This is a genomic window from Clostridium thermosuccinogenes (assembly GCF_002896855.1).
Classification (GTDB): Bacteria; Bacillota; Clostridia; order Acetivibrionales; family DSM-5807; genus Pseudoclostridium; species Pseudoclostridium thermosuccinogenes.
This window is the reverse complement of sequence record NZ_CP021850.1, coordinates 1,190,648-1,210,477: the sequence shown is the minus strand read 5'-3', so window position 1 is coordinate 1,210,477 and position 19,830 is coordinate 1,190,648. Positions and strand designations below refer to the sequence as shown.

The 19,830-nt window shown below is 42.6% G+C and carries 16 protein-coding genes and 1 tRNA gene; 4 read left to right on the top strand and 13 right to left on the bottom strand.

The window, feature by feature from the left end:
* Positions 1–85: 85 nt before the first annotated feature.
* Positions 86–541 (bottom strand): IS200/IS605 family transposase, encoded by a 456-nt coding sequence (tnpA, locus tag CDO33_RS05270; protein ID WP_103083351.1) that lies wholly within the window; start codon positions 539–541, stop codon positions 86–88.
* A 600-nt stretch (positions 542–1,141) separates the two neighbouring features.
* Between tnpA and nifJ the strand changes: the two genes are divergently transcribed.
* Positions 1,142–4,669: a pyruvate:ferredoxin (flavodoxin) oxidoreductase gene (nifJ, locus tag CDO33_RS05265; RefSeq protein ID WP_103082732.1), complete on the top strand. Its 3,528-nt coding sequence runs from the start codon at positions 1,142–1,144 to the stop codon at positions 4,667–4,669.
* Positions 4,670–5,373: 704 nt separating this feature from the next.
* Here nifJ and CDO33_RS05260 read toward each other — a convergent pair.
* The 4 genes from CDO33_RS05260 to CDO33_RS05245 form a co-directional block, all read right to left on the bottom strand.
* Positions 5,374–5,449: transfer RNA gene (locus tag CDO33_RS05260), tRNA-Lys, on the bottom strand.
* Between the two features lie 124 nt (positions 5,450–5,573).
* A complete protein-coding gene (locus CDO33_RS05255; protein ID WP_103082733.1) occupies positions 5,574–6,848 on the bottom strand; it encodes an adenylosuccinate synthase in 1,275 nt (424 codons plus the stop codon).
* A 384-nt stretch (positions 6,849–7,232) separates the two neighbouring features.
* A complete protein-coding gene (locus CDO33_RS05250) occupies positions 7,233–7,400 on the bottom strand; it encodes a CDIF630_02480 family spore surface protein (protein ID WP_103082734.1) in 168 nt (55 codons plus the stop codon).
* A gap of 72 nt (positions 7,401–7,472) precedes the next feature.
* Positions 7,473–7,802: a cyclic-di-AMP receptor gene (locus tag CDO33_RS05245; RefSeq protein ID WP_103082735.1), complete on the bottom strand. Its 330-nt coding sequence runs from the start codon at positions 7,800–7,802 to the stop codon at positions 7,473–7,475.
* Between the two features lie 287 nt (positions 7,803–8,089).
* Between CDO33_RS05245 and CDO33_RS21440 the strand changes: the two genes are divergently transcribed.
* The gene (locus CDO33_RS21440) at positions 8,090–8,212 is read left to right on the top strand and encodes a hypothetical protein (protein WP_274540103.1); all 123 of its coding nucleotides are present in this window, start codon (positions 8,090–8,092) and stop codon (positions 8,210–8,212) included.
* A 794-nt stretch (positions 8,213–9,006) separates the two neighbouring features.
* Here the strand turns inward: CDO33_RS21440 and CDO33_RS21435 are convergent.
* Together CDO33_RS21435 and CDO33_RS05240 are read right to left on the bottom strand one after the other, a co-directional pair.
* A complete protein-coding gene (locus tag CDO33_RS21435; protein WP_274540104.1) occupies positions 9,007–9,129 on the bottom strand; it encodes a hypothetical protein in 123 nt (40 codons plus the stop codon).
* Positions 9,130–9,423: 294 nt separating this feature from the next.
* Positions 9,424–11,436, bottom strand: coding sequence for an MXAN_6640 family putative metalloprotease (locus CDO33_RS05240; RefSeq protein WP_103082736.1), 2,013 nt, complete (start codon positions 11,434–11,436; stop codon positions 9,424–9,426).
* A gap of 270 nt (positions 11,437–11,706) precedes the next feature.
* On the opposite strand from CDO33_RS05240, the gene CDO33_RS05235 reads away from it, so the two are divergent.
* Positions 11,707–12,981 (top strand): M14 family metallopeptidase, encoded by a 1,275-nt coding sequence (locus tag CDO33_RS05235; protein WP_103082737.1) that lies wholly within the window; start codon positions 11,707–11,709, stop codon positions 12,979–12,981.
* Between the two features lie 145 nt (positions 12,982–13,126).
* Here the strand turns inward: CDO33_RS05235 and ftsH are convergent, their stop codons facing one another.
* On the bottom strand, positions 13,127–14,953 hold the full coding sequence (gene ftsH / locus CDO33_RS05230; RefSeq protein WP_103082738.1) for an ATP-dependent zinc metalloprotease FtsH: 1,827 nt from the start codon (positions 14,951–14,953) through the stop codon (positions 13,127–13,129).
* A gap of 427 nt (positions 14,954–15,380) precedes the next feature.
* Here ftsH and CDO33_RS05225 point away from each other — a divergent pair, with 427 nt between their 5' ends.
* Positions 15,381–16,217 (top strand): glycosyltransferase family 8 protein, encoded by an 837-nt coding sequence (locus CDO33_RS05225; protein WP_242973954.1) that lies wholly within the window; start codon positions 15,381–15,383, stop codon positions 16,215–16,217.
* A 93-nt stretch (positions 16,218–16,310) separates the two neighbouring features.
* Here the strand turns inward: CDO33_RS05225 and CDO33_RS21740 are convergent, their stop codons facing one another.
* From CDO33_RS21740 to CDO33_RS05200, 5 genes are all read right to left on the bottom strand, one after another.
* Positions 16,311–16,640, bottom strand: coding sequence for a magnetosome magnetite crystal formation protein family (locus tag CDO33_RS21740; RefSeq protein ID WP_479690688.1), 330 nt, complete (start codon positions 16,638–16,640; stop codon positions 16,311–16,313).
* Positions 16,531–17,211 (bottom strand): sulfate/molybdate ABC transporter ATP-binding protein, encoded by a 681-nt coding sequence (locus tag CDO33_RS05215; protein WP_103082740.1) that lies wholly within the window; start codon positions 17,209–17,211, stop codon positions 16,531–16,533. Before CDO33_RS05215 ends, CDO33_RS21740 begins: the two co-directional genes overlap by 110 nt.
* Before the next feature lie 2 nt (positions 17,212–17,213).
* Positions 17,214–17,882, bottom strand: coding sequence for a molybdate ABC transporter permease subunit (gene modB, locus CDO33_RS05210; protein WP_103082741.1), 669 nt, complete (start codon positions 17,880–17,882; stop codon positions 17,214–17,216).
* 145 nt (positions 17,883–18,027) lie between these two features.
* Positions 18,028–18,825 carry a molybdate ABC transporter substrate-binding protein gene (gene modA / locus CDO33_RS05205; RefSeq protein WP_242973955.1) on the bottom strand — a complete coding sequence of 266 codons (798 nt, stop codon included), beginning with the start codon at positions 18,823–18,825 and terminating at the stop codon, positions 18,028–18,030.
* Positions 18,752–19,825: a homocitrate synthase/isopropylmalate synthase family protein gene (locus tag CDO33_RS05200; RefSeq protein WP_161496592.1), complete on the bottom strand. Its 1,074-nt coding sequence runs from the start codon at positions 19,823–19,825 to the stop codon at positions 18,752–18,754. The genes modA and CDO33_RS05200 overlap by 74 nt, the downstream gene beginning before the upstream one ends.
* Between the last annotated feature and the right edge of the window lie 5 nt (positions 19,826–19,830).

The window sequence follows — 19,830 nt, the reverse complement described above, 5'->3', positions numbered from 1 at the left end:
CGCCTAAAGACGCTGGCTTTCACTTTGTTCAAGCCACTATGCCCTTAACTCGTCGCCGCCCCTTAAGGGACGTTTGTACTACCAGCTACCCCTTGAAGGGGTCCTCATATTCTTTTACACTTAATTTATCTAACATAATGTCGTGTTTCTCTTGCTCTTGTATATATTTTCTAATTGTTGCTTCATTTAATCCTACTGTACTAACATAATATCCTTCTGCCCAAAAGTGACGATTTCCGAATTTATATTTAAGATTTGCGTGCTTGTCAAATATCATGAGTGCACTTTTCCCTTTCAAATATCCCATAAAACTTGATACACTTATTTTGGGAGGTATACTTACTAGCATATGTATATGATCTGGCATGAGATGTCCCTCTATTATTTCTACTCCCTTATAGCTGCATAGCTGTTTTATGATATCTCTTATACTTTCCCTGTATTGATTATAAATTATTTTTCGTCTATACTTAGGTGTAAAGACGATGTGATATTTGCACATCCATTTTGTGTGTGACATATCGTTGCTTTTGTTAGCCATGAAATCACCTTTCCTCTCGTTATGATAGTAGCCTGAACAACTCTATTATAACGGAAAGGTGATTTTTTGTATAACAATCGTTTCCGCACCCGCATAGCGGGTGGTTTTTTGTTTCGCATGGCTCATTTCTCTGCAGAGAAATTCGCTTCATGCTCAACAGGCTAAAGCCCATAAACAAAAAGGCCACAGAGCGAACTCCGTGGCCTTAGCATAAGCAACAAAGGCCATGGAGTTTTTATAACCCCACGGCCTTAAACTTTCTGTTAATCTCTAAAACACAAAGTCTTTCAGCGAGGCAGGGTTATATACAAAGAACTTTATTTTGTTATCAGAAGATCTGTTGTTTTCAAATCTTAGAATACTATTCAGTATATATAACATGTTCCTACCTCCTTTGCTTTTAGTTTCTAAAATAATATATACCTGTTTATAGTAAAATATAACAGATCATTTGTCAATAAGCAAAAATAACTATATTTGAAAATTACATCAAAAACACACAATTACATTGTAGCATATATAAACCTTTCGGTAAATACATGATTATCCTTTTAAGAGAAATAATATTTATTATCCAACGCAATAAAGGAGGATTTATATATGCCACAAACTATAAAAACCATGGATGGCAATGCTGCTGCCGCGCAGGCGTCCTATGCTTTTACCGAAGTAGCTGCCATCTATCCCATCACTCCATCTTCTCCGATGGCCGAAGGAGTTGATGAATGGTCTTCTCATGGTAAAAAGAATATATTCGGCCAACCGGTAAAGGTAGTGGAAATGCAGTCGGAAGCGGGTGCTGCAGGAGCGGTGCACGGTTCTTTGATGGCCGGCGCTCTCACCACCACCTATACAGCTTCCCAGGGACTGCTGCTTATGATACCGGATATGTATAAAATGGCCGGAGAACTGCTTCCGGCAGTATTTCATGTAAGTGCCCGGGCTATTGCGACCCACGCCCTTTCCATTTTCGGAGACCATCAGGATGTCATGGCATGCCGCCAGACTGGTTTTGCCCTGCTTGCTTCCAGCAATGTGCAGGAAACAGCAGATATGGCCTATATCGCCCATTTGAGTGCCATCAAGTCAAGGGTGCCTTTTTTGCACTTTTTTGATGGTTTCAGGACATCCCATGAGTATCAGAAAATTTCCTTTACCGACTATGAGGATGTTAAAAAACTATTGGACTATGAGGCACTAAAGGAATTCAGAAACAGAGCATTAAGCCCGGAGCATCCGGTTATCAGAGGAACTGCTCAAAATCCGGATATATATTTCCAGGGAAGAGAGGCTTCAAACAAGTTCTATGACAAAGTGCCGGACATCGTTGAAAGCTATATGATGGAATACAAAAGAATATCCGGCCGGGAATATCATCCCTTTGATTACTACGGTGACAAGCAGGCCGAATATGTTATCGTAGCTATGGGCTCCGTATGCGATACTATAGAGGAAACGATAGATTATCTTATGAAAAAAGGCGAAAAGGTCGGTATGGTCAAGGTACATCTTTACAGGCCTTTCTCAGAAAAGTACTTTTTGAATGTGATGCCTACCACAGTCAAAAAGATAGCTGTTCTGGACAGGACCAAGGAGCCAGGCTCGATAGGAGAACCCTTATATCTCGATGTCGTCAAAGTTTTTGATAAATCCGAAAACAAGCCTTATATCATAGGTGGGCGTTATGGCCTTGGTTCGAAGGATACCAGACCATCCCAGATACTGGCAGTCTTTAAAAACCTTAAATCCAATAAGCCAAAAGATCGCTTCACCATAGGAATTGTGGACGATGTGACTTATACTTCCCTGCCGGAAGAAGAAATCATAGACACAACTCCTGAAGGAACGATAAGCTGCAAATTCTGGGGACTGGGATCCGACGGTACGGTAGGAGCCAATAAATCGGCAATAAAAATCATAGGCGATAACACGAATTTATATGCTCAAGGCTATTTTTCCTACGACAGTAAAAAATCCGGCGGTTCCACCGTATCACACCTGCGTTTCGGCAAAAAGCCCATAAGGTCTCCTTATCTGGTATACAATGCGGATTATATCGCATGCCACAACCGGTCCTTCATATATAATATTGACGTACTTAAAGGGCTAAAGAAAAACGGAACCTTTGTCCTCAACTGTCCCTGGAAGGAAAGCGAACTGGATGAGCATCTTCCTGCCAGCATGAAAAGATATATAGCAAGGAATAACATAAACTTCTACGTCATCGACGCAATAGGAATAGCTGGCGAGATAGGTCTAGGGAACAGGATAAATATGATAATGCAGGCTGCTTTCTTTAAGCTTGCCAATGTCATACCCATCGAAGATGCCGTTAAATACTTGAAAAACTCCATAGAGGAAGTTTACGGCAAAAAGGGCGAAAAAATCGTGGAAATGAACAAAGCGGCCGTTGACAGGGGTATTTCTTCCCTCATTAAGGTAAACGTACCGGAATCCTGGGCTAATGCCGAAGATGATATGCCTCCTGCAAAAGAGGAGCCGGACTTTGTTAAGAAAATACAGAGACCTATGGCAAGGCATGAAGGAGACGAACTTCCTGTTAGCGCTTTCAATGGCATGGAGGACGGCACCTTCCCTCTTGGCACCACCGCCTATGAAAAACGCGGCATTGCGGTATATGTGCCTGAATGGCAAATAGAAAAGTGCATCCAATGCAACCAGTGCGCTTATGTCTGTCCTCATGCCGTAATACGGGCTCTCCTCTTGAATGAAGAGGAGCAAAACAATGCCCCGGATACCTTTGAAACAAAACCTGCAGCCGGCAAAGGTCTGGAAGGTTTGGGCTACAGGATTCAGATAAGCCCTCTCGATTGTACCGGCTGCGGCAACTGCGCGGATGTCTGCCCTGCCCCGGGGAAAGCTTTGATTATGAAACCGGCAGAGGAGCAGATAGAAAAGCAGGCTGAGAATTGGGAATATGGGCTGAAGGTTACTGAAAAATCCCATTTGATGGACAAGACCACTTTGAAAGGAAGCCAGTTTGCCAGACCTCTGTTTGAGTTCAACGGAGCTTGTCCAGGATGCGGCGAGACCCCGTATGTAAAACTTTTGACCCAGTTGTTTGGTGACAGGATGATGATCGCCAACGCCACCGGATGCTCCTCCATCTATAGTGCCAGCGCTCCTTCCTTCCCTTATTGCACAACACCGGAAGGTAAAGGTCCTGCATGGGCTAATTCCCTGTTTGAGGACAACGCTGAATTCGGATATGGTATGTATCTTGGAGTGAAGCAAATCAGGGAAAGGCTGTCCGATCTCATGAAACAGGCTCTGGACATGCCCATAAGCGAAAACTTGAAGGAAGCATTCCGCGGCTGGCTGGCCGTTATGGATGAAAGCGAAGCATGCAAAGCAGCTACCGAAAAAATCCTGGAAGCATTAAAAAATGAAAACTATGCTGGAAACCAGGTGCTGGAAGAAATTGTAGAAAAGAAGGATTTCTTGAACAAGAGATCCATATGGATACTGGGAGGAGACGGTTGGGCTTACGATATCGGATACGGAGGCTTGGACCATGTGCTCGCTTCCGGAGAAGATGTGAATGTCCTCGTCATGGATACCGAAGTATACTCCAACACAGGGGGACAGTCCTCAAAATCTACTCCTACCGCTGCAGTTGCCAAATTTGCCGCATCAGGCAAAAAAATCAGGAAAAAGGATCTCGGCCTGATGGCTATGAGCTACGGCTATGTCTATGTGGCGCAAATTGCAATGGGAGCAAATATGAATCAGACCATCAAAGCCATTATCGAGGCAGAAAGCTATAAAGGTCCTTCTTTGGTAATTGCCTACTCCCCTTGCATTAACCATGGAATCAAGACCGGCATGGGAACCAGCATAAAACAGGAGAAAAGGGCTGTTGATGCAGGCTACTGGCATCTGTACCGCTACAATCCGATGCTTAAAGAGCAGGGCAAAAATCCTTTCATACTGGATTCCAAAGAGCCTAAGGAATCCTTCAAGGAATACCTGCACAGTGAAATACGCTACTCATCCCTGATGAACGTATTCCCGGATATAGCGGAGGAAATGTTTAATACGGCAGAAAAGCATGCTAAGGAACGCTATGAAAATTATAAGAGGCTTGCAGAAGCGAATTACTCCTAGTAAAGCAGCAAAGGGACATCCCAAAAATCAGAGGTCCGATGCTGAAAATCAGAAGTCACTTTACGGCTTTTACAGCTCTAAAGATTCTATTTTCTGCTCTCTGCAATTTGGGAATGTCCCTTTTTTATTTTAACCATATATTATTCGAACACGCGACGCCTAAATAAAATTCATAAAATAAGAGAGGTATATTAACCTCTCCCTTGATGCCGATTATTCTTTGCTAAGATTATTGGGATTAAGATTACCAAGCTTTTTATCAATACTTCTGAGGAGAGTCATCAAATCATTTATCTTCCAGTACCACAGCATTAACTCTGCCTACTATGAATAGTATTACTGCCAGGGACGCCAATGCAAAAAAATTTGCCATTTTAACTCCTCCTTGTATCATCCTTAGTTTAAGTTTTTTTTGGCTGAATTTATGCAGCAAAATATGGCCATTAAATATTAAACCCGCATAGAATTGTTTAAGATTTGAATGCATTAATATAAGACCCAATAGTGGCAGGGGATGGGTTTCAACTTGCATATTCTGAAAAAACGTATCAAATTCTCACTCAATTGTTATGCTTTCTGAGTCAATTTTCCCTTGCTTTCTAGTCTTGTTCATTGCCAATGCCGTCATCCTGATTACCTAATCAAGCGCTTATAAAATCCTCTAAAAACAAAAAACCTCTGCAACCCTTTGAGTTACAGAGGTTTGGTGAGCCATCCGCGATTCGAACGCGGGACACCTTGATTAAAAGTCAAGTGCTCTGCCGACTGAGCTAATGGCCCAAATATCAGGAAACAGCATGATTTTAATGCTTATTGCTATTTCCCGAACACAAGAATAGATTTTACTATAGTATGCTAATTCTGTCAACCTATATTTAATGTTTTTTTATAAATACCTAATTCATTAATCAACCACTATGGTATTTTCTCTGTCCTTGCCAACTCCAATCAGCTTTATCTTGACTCCCACCAGTTCCTCAATCCTTTTGAGATATTTTTTTGCGTTGTCCGGGAGCTCGTCAAAGCTTTTCACCTTTGAAATGTCCTCATTCCAGCCGTCAAATTCTTCATATACCGGCTCACACTTAGAAAGCTCCTTCAGGCTTGCCGGGAAATAGTCCACCTTTTGGCCATCTTTTATATAAGCCGTGCAAAGCTTGATTTTTTCGAGCTTCCCAATTGTATCCACATGATTAATTGCCAGGGCAGTCAATCCGTTTACCCTAGCCGCATACTTAAGCATGACCGCATCCAGCCATCCGCAGCGTCTTGGCCTTCCTGTGGTAGTTCCATACTCCCAGCCAAGCTCCCTAATTTTGTCCCCGATTTCGTTGTTCTGCTCTGTTGGAAACGGTCCTGCGCCTACTCTTGACGTATAGGCTTTAAACACGCCATAAACTTCATCTATAAATACCGGGCCCAGTCCGGCTCCTGTACAAACTCCACCCGCTACCGGATTGGAGGATGTCACATAGGGGTATGTTCCGAAATCCAGGTCCAGGAAAGTTGCCTGGGCTCCTTCAAACAGTATGTTTTTACCCTTTTCAACAGCATCAAAAAGCACGACACTCGTATCCGTAATATATTTTTTCAGTATCTTGGCGTATTCCGAGTATTCGGCTATTATGCTGTCGGCATCAAAGCCTTCTCCACCATATACTTTTTCTATTATCGCATTTTTTATTCTTAAATTAGCCCGAACTTTTTCGGCAAATATTTCTTCATCTATCAAATCGCACATTCTTATGCCGCATCTTTCCGTCTTGTCGGCATATGCCGGACCTATGCCCCGCTTTGTGGTTCCGATATTATCCTTGCCCCTTGCAATTTCCTGCAGTTCATCCATCCTTTTATGGTAAGGCATGATAACATGGGCTCTGTCGCTTATCAATAATTTATCAGTGTTTACTCCTTTATCCTTCAGCTCGTTGATCTCCTTTATTAAAACTGCCGGATCAACAACAACTCCATTTCCAATGATACAGGTCGTGCCTTCATGCAATATTCCTGATGGAATAAGATGAAGAGCATACTTTGTACCACCGGCAACTATGGTATGTCCGGCGTTATTTCCGCCTGAAAACCGTACTACAATGTCTGAATCGGCTGCTAGTATGTCAATATACTTACCCTTTCCTTCGTCCCCCCACTGGGTTCCAATAACAACTCTGGTAGCCATTATCCATGTCCTCCTATCCCGGCAGGCGGTGATTATGGGCAATTACCGCCATACCTGATTTTGCATCCATACTGCTGCAATTAAATTAATTTATCAATTGCACCCTATAATATAATATCAAATAAAATCACGAATGACAATAAAACTCCGAACATTTTTGTGAAATACTTAAATATCGTTCGGAATATAGCAACTCAGACCTGCAGGCGTGAGAAATTTAATACCAGTCTTTTTGCGCCTTCCGGCTTCTTGCTCCCAATGAGTAATTTCCCGGATCATGAAAAAATGTTATGAATTTTTGTGATTTTAGAAAGCAAAAATGAAAACCCCCAAACAAAAAGTTGGGGGGCAGAGCAATAAATTGAATGAGCTTCTTGCCTCAATTTATTTTTCATTCGAGTCAACATATTCCTTCGCATTTCTTACCTGTTCATCGTCCGGAATGTTTACGTTAGATACCGGTTTCAACTTCTCAACGTTTGCCCATGCGGCAGTATCATGCTTTTCAATTGGAACTGCCATAAAGCGCCGTTTATTCTTATCTTTAGCCATTTCAATATCCCCTTCGATCAGAATATTTTTAACTTTGATAAGAATATTCTTTTATTATTTTGCAAATATTATTCAAAACTTGTTAGAGCCTTCAACATTCAAAACGAAAATGGTTGCACCACCTATAGTCACTTCAACAGGATAGGCGCTGAACATACCTCCCATGGCATTTGGAACCATTGACGCATTTACAAATTGCTTTCTGCTTTTCGAGTTTTTCTTTATTAAATCTATAGCTTCTTCTAACTTGCTTTCATCAACACCGATTAAAAGTGTAGTATTACCTGACTTCAGGAATCCGCCGGATGAACAAAGCTTAGTTACGCCAATACCATTCTTATTCAAGTCATTTATAACCTTCTGGCAGTCATCATCATTTACAATCGCTAAAATTAATTTCATGCCGTTCACCTCCATTTTTATTATACAATAATCCTACCGGCAAAGCCAGAAAAATCCTTTATTTTGAAGCGATATTCAAAATTAGCCTTTTATCGTGGAGATATGTCTGTATTGTTAAACAGGGCCTTTCGAATGCATCAAAGGGGCATACATGCCGGTAAAAGCATCTTTATTCACGTTTCGATAGTCAACTTTTTCAGCCACTTCATATGTAACACAAAAAACTGAAGGTGAATAATATGGTATTAGATTGTTACAGTGAAATAATACTTAAAGGAGGCTCAGTTATGGGCGAAAAGAAAGGATTTTTTGGTGGCATTTTCGAAAATGATACTCTTCTCTGGTTCATAATACTGTTTTTGCTTCTTTTCTGGAGCAATGGCGGATTTTACGGAGGATACAAAGAATAGGCATTGCACATCCAGCCCTCCTTCTATAAAGGATGTGCGTCAAAATATCCGTATGAACCGGCATTTCAAAAAGTGGCCACAGAGTATTGAAGAAGCAGCTGGCAGGAAATTAAGCCTGTCAGCCAGCTCTCTTTCTGAAGATTTTTATAGAATCCCATCAAAACCACAATCTTTTTTTATCAGGCAATTTAAATCAATATGCACAACACGCCCATCCGGCCAATCCGATGGCTTAAGTTGAAAACCAGCTTCTCCAAATGATTTACCGGAGGTTTTGCATTCCGCAATAAAACGAAGTAATTTGCTTGGCCTTTTATCAAGCTTATAATCCGCATATTATTAAAGCATAAATTCCTTAATTTATCCCTGGTCAAATTTCATCGATACTATTGCATATAAATCTGATCAATGCTTTACATAAACAAAAAGAGAGCACGCATGAAAGTGCTCTCTTTTGTCAATCGCATCTTAAGTATTTATCAATTATTCCCTGCAGCCGTATCCGAAACCATTACACCAGAACAGAATCAAGAACACCAGTATGAAGAATAGAATTTCGCTGTTATCACCGAAAAAGCCTCTTCCTTCAGACATGCTTGCCCCTCCTTTCATCCTAAAGCGGTATTGATTGTTCGTTTGGTGAGCAATCTATTACCATACTATTCTGCAATAGGCGATGTGGTTACAAGTGAAATGGTATTATCAAAGAGAAAAGAGGTGGACATCTTCACCTCTTTAATAAGTATAAGTAAGTATAAGTACTGATCAATGTGTTAAGTACATAAAATCTGTTTTTACTCTTTGTAACCGTAACCGCCAAATATGCCTGGGAAGAGCAGGAATATGATGATTATAATGATTATAATCCATATCCATTCATTAAATCCGGAATAGCCATATCCTCTTTCATCTGCCATACGAGTTCACTCCTTCCTGTTTTTTAATGAACTGCCTTGAGACACTTTGTAACAAGGCCTGAAAAGCCTCAACAAAGATAACCTACAGTATAATATTCATTTTTGCATATAAGTGTTACAACTCATAAAGGAGCAGATTCCATGGACATCGGAGTAAATCCGCATAACATGCGGCAAATTGTTTATATAGTATAAATGCGTTAATCGTTTAAGCGATTAACGCATTCACATCATTTATTGAAGTAAGTTTCACATACATCATATTTTATAAGCTACTTCATTTCTTCTATCTTGCTACAGGATATCTGCTGAAAATGTATATTCCAACCCATCCCGCTCCTTCTCCAGGTTGGCAGGAATCAGGCATATTTCACTGTACCGCTTCCTCGGGTCATCTACAATGATTTCAGTTCTGTTATAATATCCTTCTGAAGAAATATTGGTGATGTTGCATTTTCCGTCTGACGCATTTCTTTTTTGAATTTTAAAGCCCCATCTTGCTTTGTCGCTGCCGTCTATAGCTATCTTCAGGTTTCTTCCGTCCAGTTCCGGTGCTGCTTTAAAAAGGATATAGTTGGCTGCAAGGTGGTCCATACGGTTCTTTGTGGCAGCCACCGGGTACGCATCGTAGGTTCCCTGAAGTGCCACCTTTGCTTTCCACAAACGCCCTTCCTTATAGTATTGCTCGGGGTTGAAGTTGTAAGCTGTAAATATGTCAAAGGCAACACCGAAATCGCTTCCCGGCGAAACATCCTTTATCGCTCTGTCTATTGCGCTTACGCTGTTTTTATAGCCGGCCGCCTGATATTCCCATATCCTTTTAATTATTTCATAGCCCCCATAATTTTCAGATAGGAATTTGGCAAATACTACCCCGCCATAGCCGCTATTTTCCAATGTTTTTTGCGGCGCTGAAAAGAATTTCTCAAGATAGCGTACATAGTCGTTTACCCCGGTATAAATCTCATCCTCATTCCATGTAGCTGAAGCTTCTTTCCACCATGAGTCGGCATCTACATTGTAGGCATACTGCACAGCATGGAAAAATTCATGAGCCACTGTAACCGTCATGCATTCTTCCCTGCTTTTTTCAAATCCTTTGGAAGATGAGTAGTTGTTATCTATGCATATGTAGCTTGAAGCCACTCTAGTGTTGTATTTTTTATCATTGTGATACTCTGAAGAAAAAGTTACTCCGTATTTGCCCTTAAGGTCATAGACATATACATCCATCCCTTTTTTGCCCTGATCGCTTAAAGGCGTCCTGAATCCCCGGGTTTCGCAGGTGAATTTCTTAACTTCATCAAAAGCTTTTCCGATAGACTGGATATAAAGAGGAACGGCAGTACGGCTATACCATCTGGAACTAACAACAGAATTGGGCCCGGTGGTGGTATAGTGAATTCTGAAATATCCGCTGGGACTGGTATATACTCTGTCTAGTTTTGGAATGGAGTTGGAAAAAAATTGCTTTATCCTTTTCACCAGTTCACTGTCAGCATCCTGCCTGCCGGTATATCTTACAAGCTCCTCTATCATTGGTGTACCGCTCTTTATGGGTATTTTGGATCTGTATTCATCCGGAAGACCTTTGTCCGCTGACAGTGCTTGCAGCAGCAGCCGTATCCTGGTATGTTCGTCTACAACTCCCATCCTTGAGGCCAGATTAATCCTGTCCAGGGAACAAACTTCAGGAAGCTCTATCTTTATTGGATATGATGCTTTAATTTTACCGGCGTCTATTTTGATGGATATTTCTTTTTCTTTGAAAGCATTGGCCTTTATGCTGCATCTGTTCATATCCACCTCCACCTCATCATCATCTGAGGCAAGCCTGACATTAGCAACCAATTTGCTACCGCTGCTGTCCTTGAAAACCGGTTGAAGTACTATATCATCCCCTAAATATGCTTTGCTTTTGAAACCATCCCCCACCTGAATTTCTGCAACATCTTTGACAGCAAAGTCAATACTCCTTTTGTAGCCTGCTCCGATAAACCGGTTTGCTTCAACAACCCCCTTGCCTACCGGCAGAGTCCCGACATCCAGATTTACAGAGTACAAGCCTTCACTTACCACCAGGCTGTACTCCCCCCAGCTGTTGGTTACCACACGGCCTATATGCTTCTCATTATACACGATGACACCTTCTTCATTATCAGCATTGGCTTTTTTTACTTCCTCCACACGGTAAATATTCAGCACAACACCTTCCAGTGGCATCTCCGATTTATCTCTGATTCCGTTATTGTTTGCATCATCAAAAACTATTCCATGAATCACCTTGTATGACCTCATTCTTATCATGATAAACCTCCCCGGATAAAACTTGTATTATAGCGCGAAAATTCGATAATCGCCGGAATATATGAGAGCAAGAGTAAAATTTTCGCCGCACTCTTTATAGTATTCAAAACAAAGCCTTCATGTTCCCTGAATAGCTTTAAAGTATGCCTGACGAACCGATACAAATCCAACTCGCCCGGAAGGTTATATTCTTAATGGCTAAAAAACAGACAGCCTCATTTTTGCCATATTCCAATAGAATATATTAGAAAATAAAACTGGAGGTATGGAATGGATACTGTTTTTTTTGGTTCAACCGGAACTTATGTACGGTTGCTGCAGAGCATACTTAACCGTATCGGGTACAATGCCGGCGCAGTGGACGGCATATTCGGAGGGCAGACCCGGCAGGCTGTCATCACCTTTCAGCTAAATAACGGTCTCACAGCCGACGGCATTGTAGGGCCTGCTACCTGGGCGGCATTGGACAAGTTCGTAAGAGGTTATGATACTTATGTTATACGTCCCGGGGACACCCTATATAATATTGCAAGGAGATATTTTACAACAATTAATGCCATTCTGACAGCAAACCCGGGACTGAACCCGGCAAATCTCCGTATAGGACAGAGCATCACCGTGCCCTACGGCATTGACGTCGTACCCATGGATATTTACTACACTTATGAGATTATGGAACGGCAGATTCAGGGTTTGAAGGCCAGATATCCATTTCTCGAAGTGGGAAGCATAGGCAGCAGTGTCATGGGCAAAAACCTTTATTATATACGCCTTGGAATAGGTCCAAGGGAAGTGTTCTACAACGCTTCCCATCATGCAAATGAATGGATAACCACAGGAGTGGTGATGAAGTTCATTGAAAATTACTCAAGGGCATATTCCGAAGGCAGGAGTATAAGAGGCTACAGCATACCTTCCTTGTTCAACAGCAGCAGCATATATATTGTCCCCATGGTAAACCCTGACGGCGTGGATCTGGTTAACCTGTGGCCCAACTACACCAATCCTGCATACAGCCAGGCAGCGCAACTGAACAGAACCGGACTGCCTCTGCCCAGGGTGTGGAAAGCCAACATCAGAGGTGTTGACTTAAATCTGAATTATCCAGCAGACTGGGAAGCAGAAAAGCAGGATGAACTGGAGATGGGCATAACCGGCCCGGCTCCAAGGGACTATGGAGGAGAAGCCCCACTATCAGAGCCGGAATCGAGAGCGATGGTCGCCTTTACGAGGCAGCATGACTTCCGCCTTGTAATCGCCTATCATACTCAGGGCGAGGTAATTTTCTGGCAATTTAAAAACTATGCTCCCCCCATCGCGCTGCAAATAGCCAATATATTCTCCAGGGCCAGTGGATATGCTGTGGAAGCAGGGACTCCGGAAGCAGCCTATGCCGGTTATAAGGACTGGTTCCTGCAGGAATTCAGGAGACCTGGATATACTATCGAGGCAGGCAGGGGCACAAATCCCCTTCCCATAACCCAACTGCCTCAAATTTACCAGCAAAACGAAGAGATAATGCTCCTGGCGCCTATCGTTTACTAAACTCATGTAAAGTAAAAGCTGCCGGGAAATTAACCGGCAGCCTTCCTTTTGTGAGCCTCAATTATCAGTATCTATTTATGAGCTTCCATCTGTTTTATGAGTACCTATTTGTGAATATCTATCGGCCAATTATTATTTTAAATATCTATCGGGAAAGTATTGCCATAAACTCCTCTCCGGTGATAGTTTCCTTTTCCAGCAGGTAATGGGCCAGCTCGTGCAATTTCTGCATGTTTTCCTTCAATATGTCTATAGCTTTCTGGTGCGCCTTCTTGATTATCTCCAATACCTCATCATCTATTTGGGCTGCGGTTTCCGGCGAGCACACAAGGGTGGTATCTCCGCCCAGGTATTGGTTGTTTAATGTTTCCAGTGCCATCATATCAAATCTCTTGCTCATACCCAACCGGGTCACCATCGCCCGGGCGAGCTTCGTCGCCTGCTCAATATCGTTGGATGCCCCCGAGGTGCAAGTGCCAAAAATCAGTTCTTCCGCAGCGCGGCCTCCGGTGAAGGTAGCAATCTTGTTAAAGGCTTCTTCCCTGGTCATCAAATAGTGTTCGCCTTCCTCAACCTGCATGGTATATCCCAGAGCTCCGGACGTCCTCGGAATGATGGTGATTTTGTGAACGGGAGCAGTGTCCGACTGCTTTGCTGCTACCAGTGCGTGGCCGATCTCATGATAGGCGATTATCTCCTTTTCTTTAGGAGAAATGACCGCTCCCTTTCTCTGATAGCCTGCGACCACCACTTCCACGCTTTCCTCCAGATCACTTTGGTTGACAAAGGAGCGGCCGTGTCTGACCGCACGCAGTGCGGCTTCGTTTATAATATTGGCCAGTTCGGCTCCGGAAGCTCCGGCGGTCGCTCTTGCTATAGCATTAAAATCAATGTCATTGCCTATCTTGATTTTCTTTGCATGAACCTTAAGTATGGCTTCACGTCCGGCCAAATCCGGCAGCTCCACAGGTATTCGCCTGTCAAACCTGCCAGGTCGAAGAAGAGCCTTATCCAAAGTGTCAGGACGGTTGGTGGCAGCCAGGATAACTACGCCTTTTCTCGCATCAAAGCCATCCATCTCCGTAAGCAGCTGATTCAAGGTCTGTTCCCTTTCATCATTTCCGCTGATGCTGACACCGCTGTCGCGCTTCTTACCGATGGTGTCTATCTCATCTATAAACACTATGCATGGAGCCTTTTCACCGGCCTGTTTGAACAGATCCCTGACTTTGGCGGCACCCATGCCCACAAACATTTCCACAAACTCAGAGCCGGAAATCGAGAAAAACGGAACATTGGCTTCGCCCGCTACCGCCTGCGCCAGCAAAGTCTTACCTGTACCCGGAGGTCCTACCAGCAACGCTCCTTTGGGAAGCTTTGCTCCAATCTCGGCATATTTGGCTGGATTGTGCAGGAAATCAACTATCTCCGTAAGGGCTTCCTTAGCCTCATCCTGTCCGGCCACATCATTAAAGGTCTTTCCTGTCTGTGCTTTTACATAGATTTTTGCATTGCTCCTTCCAAAAGCCAGAGCATTGCCTCCACCCCCTAAACGGTTTTGCATCTTCCTTGACAACAGCTGCCCGACACCAACAAACAGAATAATTGGCAGTATCCAGGATAACATAAAATTAACAAGAGGAGAATTCTCGTGGGGGATAACCTGGGAATATTTTATATTACCCTTGCTTTTCAAGCGGTTTACCAAATCCGGATCATCCATGCGTCCGGTGACAAATATCGTATCCTTTCCGTTTTCATCTTTTGCTATAAAAGCGATCTTGGAATCCTGAACTTCAACAACGCTTACTTCTCCATTTTCCACTTTTGTCAGAAAAGTACCGTAATCCACTTCTGTTACCTGTTCGTTTGTAAGCATCGGCAAAATCAAGGTGTTCAAAAGCATGAGAACCGCTATTACGACTATATAGTAAAAAATTAATGGCTTCTTTGGCGTTTTTTGCTCTTCCATAGATTTTCCTCCATCATTATCATTCCTTATATATAGTATTTTCGCATTGTTTCCTACATAGCTATATATAATAACTATAAATTCGGTATAGAATAGTATATCAAATCAAATATGGACATTATATGAATAATTTGTAAACTTTATTTTATGTAAATAGATATACTGATAAATAGGCTTCCTATAGCATCCCACTGGAAGAACACAACAGGTTTGCATCAATAACAGATATATATCTTATATCTTAAAAAAAGCATTTTTATTAGTATAAAGGTTTTTATAAATTTTACCATCATAAGTAAGGCAATATATTGAAAAATGTGAAGCAAATAAATAAAATTATTAATATGAGGGTTGGAGAAGCCTTATTTTTTCCCGGCAGAAGATTTCGTTAACATAAGATATTTTGCATGAAAGGAAATCCAGAGCTGTGAAGAAAATAAATATACTTGTTACTCTAGATGCAAATTATATCGTACCTTTAAAAGTGATGCTGAAATCGCTGTTTATCAATACACCCAATAAGAGCTTTGACATATACATAATACATTCGGACTTGTCCGAAGCTCAAATCAGCAGCCTGCAGCATTATGTCCGGGAACACAATTCAAATCTTATACCGGTCTTGATTGACGGGAGCACTTTTGACGATGCTCCTGTTATAAGCCATTATACTAAGGCGATGTATTACAGGCTGCTCGCCTGTGAGCTTTTGCCGAACAACCTGGACAAGATTCTGTATCTTGATCCTGACATCCTGGTAATAAACCCGATTGACGAGCTATACGATATAGACGTTTCTCAGTATTTGTTTGCCGCTGCCAGCCATACCCGGTTGACACCCCTCACAAAACATATAAATAAGCTTCGCTTAAATACATATGACACAAACGGATATTATAATTCCGGAGTTTTGCTTATGAATTTGGAAATGCAGCGATCCAGGATTAAATCGGAGGATATATTTGATTATGTGAGGAAGCACAGAAATGAACTTATCCTCCCGGATCAGGATATCCTAAACAGCCTTTATGGAGAGCTAATCCTGCCGCTGGATGACAGCCTGTATAATTTTGATGTAAGAAAAAGCAAAACTTATTTCATTGCATCATCAGGCCAGAAAGATATCAATTGGGTAATGAAAAATACCGTGATCCTGCATTACTGCGGAAAGCAAAAGCCATGGAAGAAAGGCTATATCAACAGGTTTGGAGTTTTGTACAAACACTATCAAAGCAAAGTCAATGACACCAAATGGGGTAGATAGATTTCATAAAGGTAAAAAAGCCGTGTTTATTTACTTTTAAGCACGGCTTTATCTCTATTCATTTGATTCCATCAATCCCCGTCTTACTATACTTTATTTTATCAACTCAAACTTACCAATGACGGGAAGTTCATTAGCTTTTCCGTTCAGTGTGTTTACAATGCCCATTACTGCTGCTATAAATATTAGAAAAGAAAAAATTGGTAAAAGCAGCCATCCGACAAATGGGATAATTCTGATTACAATATTCCCGGCAACCCCTGCAATAAGCAATAGCAATCCCTGATTTGCATGGAATCTTCCAAAGGGTGAATCAGGACAAAAATGGCAAGGATGCGCCAGGAAGCCCCCAATTGTCCGGAAGCGTGCTGCTCTTACCTTCACTAATAAAAACCACTCGGTCACACAGTCTGAGCACTTCATCCCAGTTGTGGGAAACAAATAATACAACTCCTTTAAAGTCAGACAAAAACTCTATCATTTCCTGCTCCAGCTCCCGTTTCAAATAGCTGTCCAGGGCAGAAAAAGGCTCATCCAGCATGAGAATTTCCGGTTGCGAAGCAAATGCCCGTGCCAGTGCAGCCCTCTGCTGCTGTCCTCCGGAAAGCTCAAAAGGGTATCTTTTTTCCAAGCCTTTTAACCTGAATCTTTTGATATATTCTTTAATGGTTTCAGATTTGTTCTTTCTCCGAATTGCACAACCTATATTCCTTTCCACAGTCATGTTGGGAAACAGAGCGTAGTTCTGAAAGAGATATCCCACATGGCGCTGCTGTGGCGGCAAATTGATACCCTTGTCGGAATCAAACAGAACTTTTTGATCCAGTTCTATATAGCCCCAGTCAGGTTTGACAATTCCTGCAATGCATTTGAGCGTCATGCTTTTACCGCTTCCGGATGAGCCTGACAATGCCGTGACTCCGTCTTTGGATTCAAAGCTAACCTCGAGCTTAAAATCCTTAAGCTTTTTCTTTATATCAACGATCAAGGACACAGTTACCACCACCTCACTTTCCGATCCTTTTGCCTGTTGAGGCAGTTCATCAGTACTATCATCAGCAGAGATATCATTATAATAATCCCGGTCCATCTATATGCCGTTGCCCTGTCCCCGCTCTGAACCGCCGTGTAAATTGCGATGGGAATTGTCCGGGTCTCCCCCTGTATATTTCCGGCCACCATTATTGTCGCTCCAAATTCCCCCATTGCTCTGGCAAATCCGAGAACTATGCCGCCAGTTATACCCGACAGGGCATTGGGAAAAACAATCTTCCAGAAAATTTCCACGTTGCTCATCCCCAAAGTCTTTGCAGCATATATAAGATTTGCATCAATATCATCAAAGGCACTCAGGATGCTGCGATACATAAGCGGAAATGCTGCAACTGTTGCAGCTATCAACGTCGCTTCCCATGAAAATATAATATTCATACCGAAGGTGTCCAGAATTCTTCCCAGCATACCGTTTTTTCCAAATACAACCAGAAGGGCAAATCCTAAAACCGTAGGCGGCAGAACCATTGGAAGAATGAGCACTCCGTCAATAAAGCCCCTTAGCCTTTTGGTTTTCCTGACCTGGCTTGCTGCCAGCAAACCAAGCATAAAAGCCATCAATGTTGCAAAGAAAGATGTTTTCAAAGATATAACCAGCGGTGAATAATCCATATGAATCCCTCCTGTATAAGCAGCCATGGGCTTTTTGCGAATTTATTGATAAGCTCTGCGCACAGCATATAAAACAGTGGCTTTAGTCAAAGTGCAGCAGCTTTCAGGTAAAGCCTTGAGAAAGACTTGCGCCACCCCCTTTGTATCAGTCCCCAAAGCCATATCTTCCGAATATGGTCCGCGCTTCCTCCGTCGATAAAAACTTCATAAAATTCTTTGCCTCCTCTACATTATCTGAGCCGTTGATCACTGCCGCCGGATAAACAACAGGGCTGTGAGAATCTTCCGGTGCCATGGCTGAAACAGTGATCTTATCTGAAACCATCGCATCAGTTCTGTATACTATACCGCAGTCGGCCATTTCCGTTTCAACCCAGGATAGAATCTGCCGTACATCCGAGGCATATACCGCTTTATCCTCCGCTTCTTCAATTATTCCTATACTGGTGAGAATCTCTATGGAATACCGGCCTACCGGCACGCTTGCCGGGTCTCCCAGTGCAATTTTCTCCACCTTCTGGGCAGCTATGTCCTCAAAGCCGTTTATTTCCTTCGATGATGATGCCGGTGTAATCAAAACAATCCGGTTGGATAATAGGTCAACTCTGGTATCGGTCTTTATCAGTCCCTTTTCCTCCAAAATATCCATCTGCTTCTTAGAAGCAGGAATAAATATATCAACTGGGGCTCCTTCGACTATCTGTGTCATTAGAGTTCCGGAGGCGCCAAAAGTGAACCTCACCTTTACATCAGGGTTTTCCTTCATATAAAGTACTTTGATTTCTTCCATCACATCGGTAAGGCTGGCTGCAGCAGCCACCACCAGTTCACCGGTTGTTTTCGCATCATCCCATGCCTTCTTTGTGCTCCTATGGAAATCCCTGCAGCCGGTAAACCCTGCTGCTGTAAGGATTATCATAAAGATCGCCAGGTATTTTTTCAATGCCATCACCCCCGTCAACATCCAACAGTTTTTTGGCCGCCCTTCCGGAATGCTTGCCCAGCACAAACTTGTTCTGTCTTCCCAAGAGCAGCGGATCGAGATGCTGGTAATTCCTCACATCCTTTAAAAGGCCGTCCACATGTATGCCCGATTCATGGGTAAATACATCTCTGCCTACTATAGGCTTACCCGGACTCACAATCCTTTGCGAATGTCTTTCCACCAGTTTTGAAACCGGCACCAGCTTATCCGGCTTTATATTTATCTCACACTTATCCATATAATAAAGCGCCATAACTATTTCCTCGAGAGCCGTATTTCCAGCCCGCTCTCCCAACCCGTTTACACAGCAGCTGATATATCCGGCACCGGCTTTAAAAGCTGCCAGAGCATTAGCCGTAGCCAGGCCGAAATCATTGTGCCCGTGAAAATCTATATCGACGTCTAATTCATCCCTGATTCTTTTTATGATGGATAGCGTGCTAAACGGGTTGAGCACGCCCAAAGTATCGGCATACCTTATTCTTGTGGCACCTGCTTCCAAAGCAGTACGGAATAATTTCAGCAAGAACTCTTCCTCCGCCCGGGATGCGTCTTCCGCACCTACCGACACGGTACAACCCTTTTTCACCGCATAACCTATAACCTCTTTTGTTTTGACAATAAGCTCATCATGGTTTATACGCAGCTTTTTTTCTATTTGAATTGAGGATGACGGAATAGATATGTGCAGGTTTTTTACTCCTGTTTTCAGTGATGCCTCTATGTCCTGTATATTCAACCTGTTCCAGGTGAGAAGTTGGGCTTTAAGATTTAACTCCTCCACTCTTTTTATCGCCTTTATTTCCTCCTCCCCCATGGCAGGTATGCCGACCTCAATAATATCAACACCCAAATCGCTTAAAGCTATAGCCATCTCAACCTTGGCATCGCCATCAAACGCCACTCCGGGGGTCTGCTCTCCGTCCCTCAATGTAGTATCAACTATATGCAGCTTCATCTTTA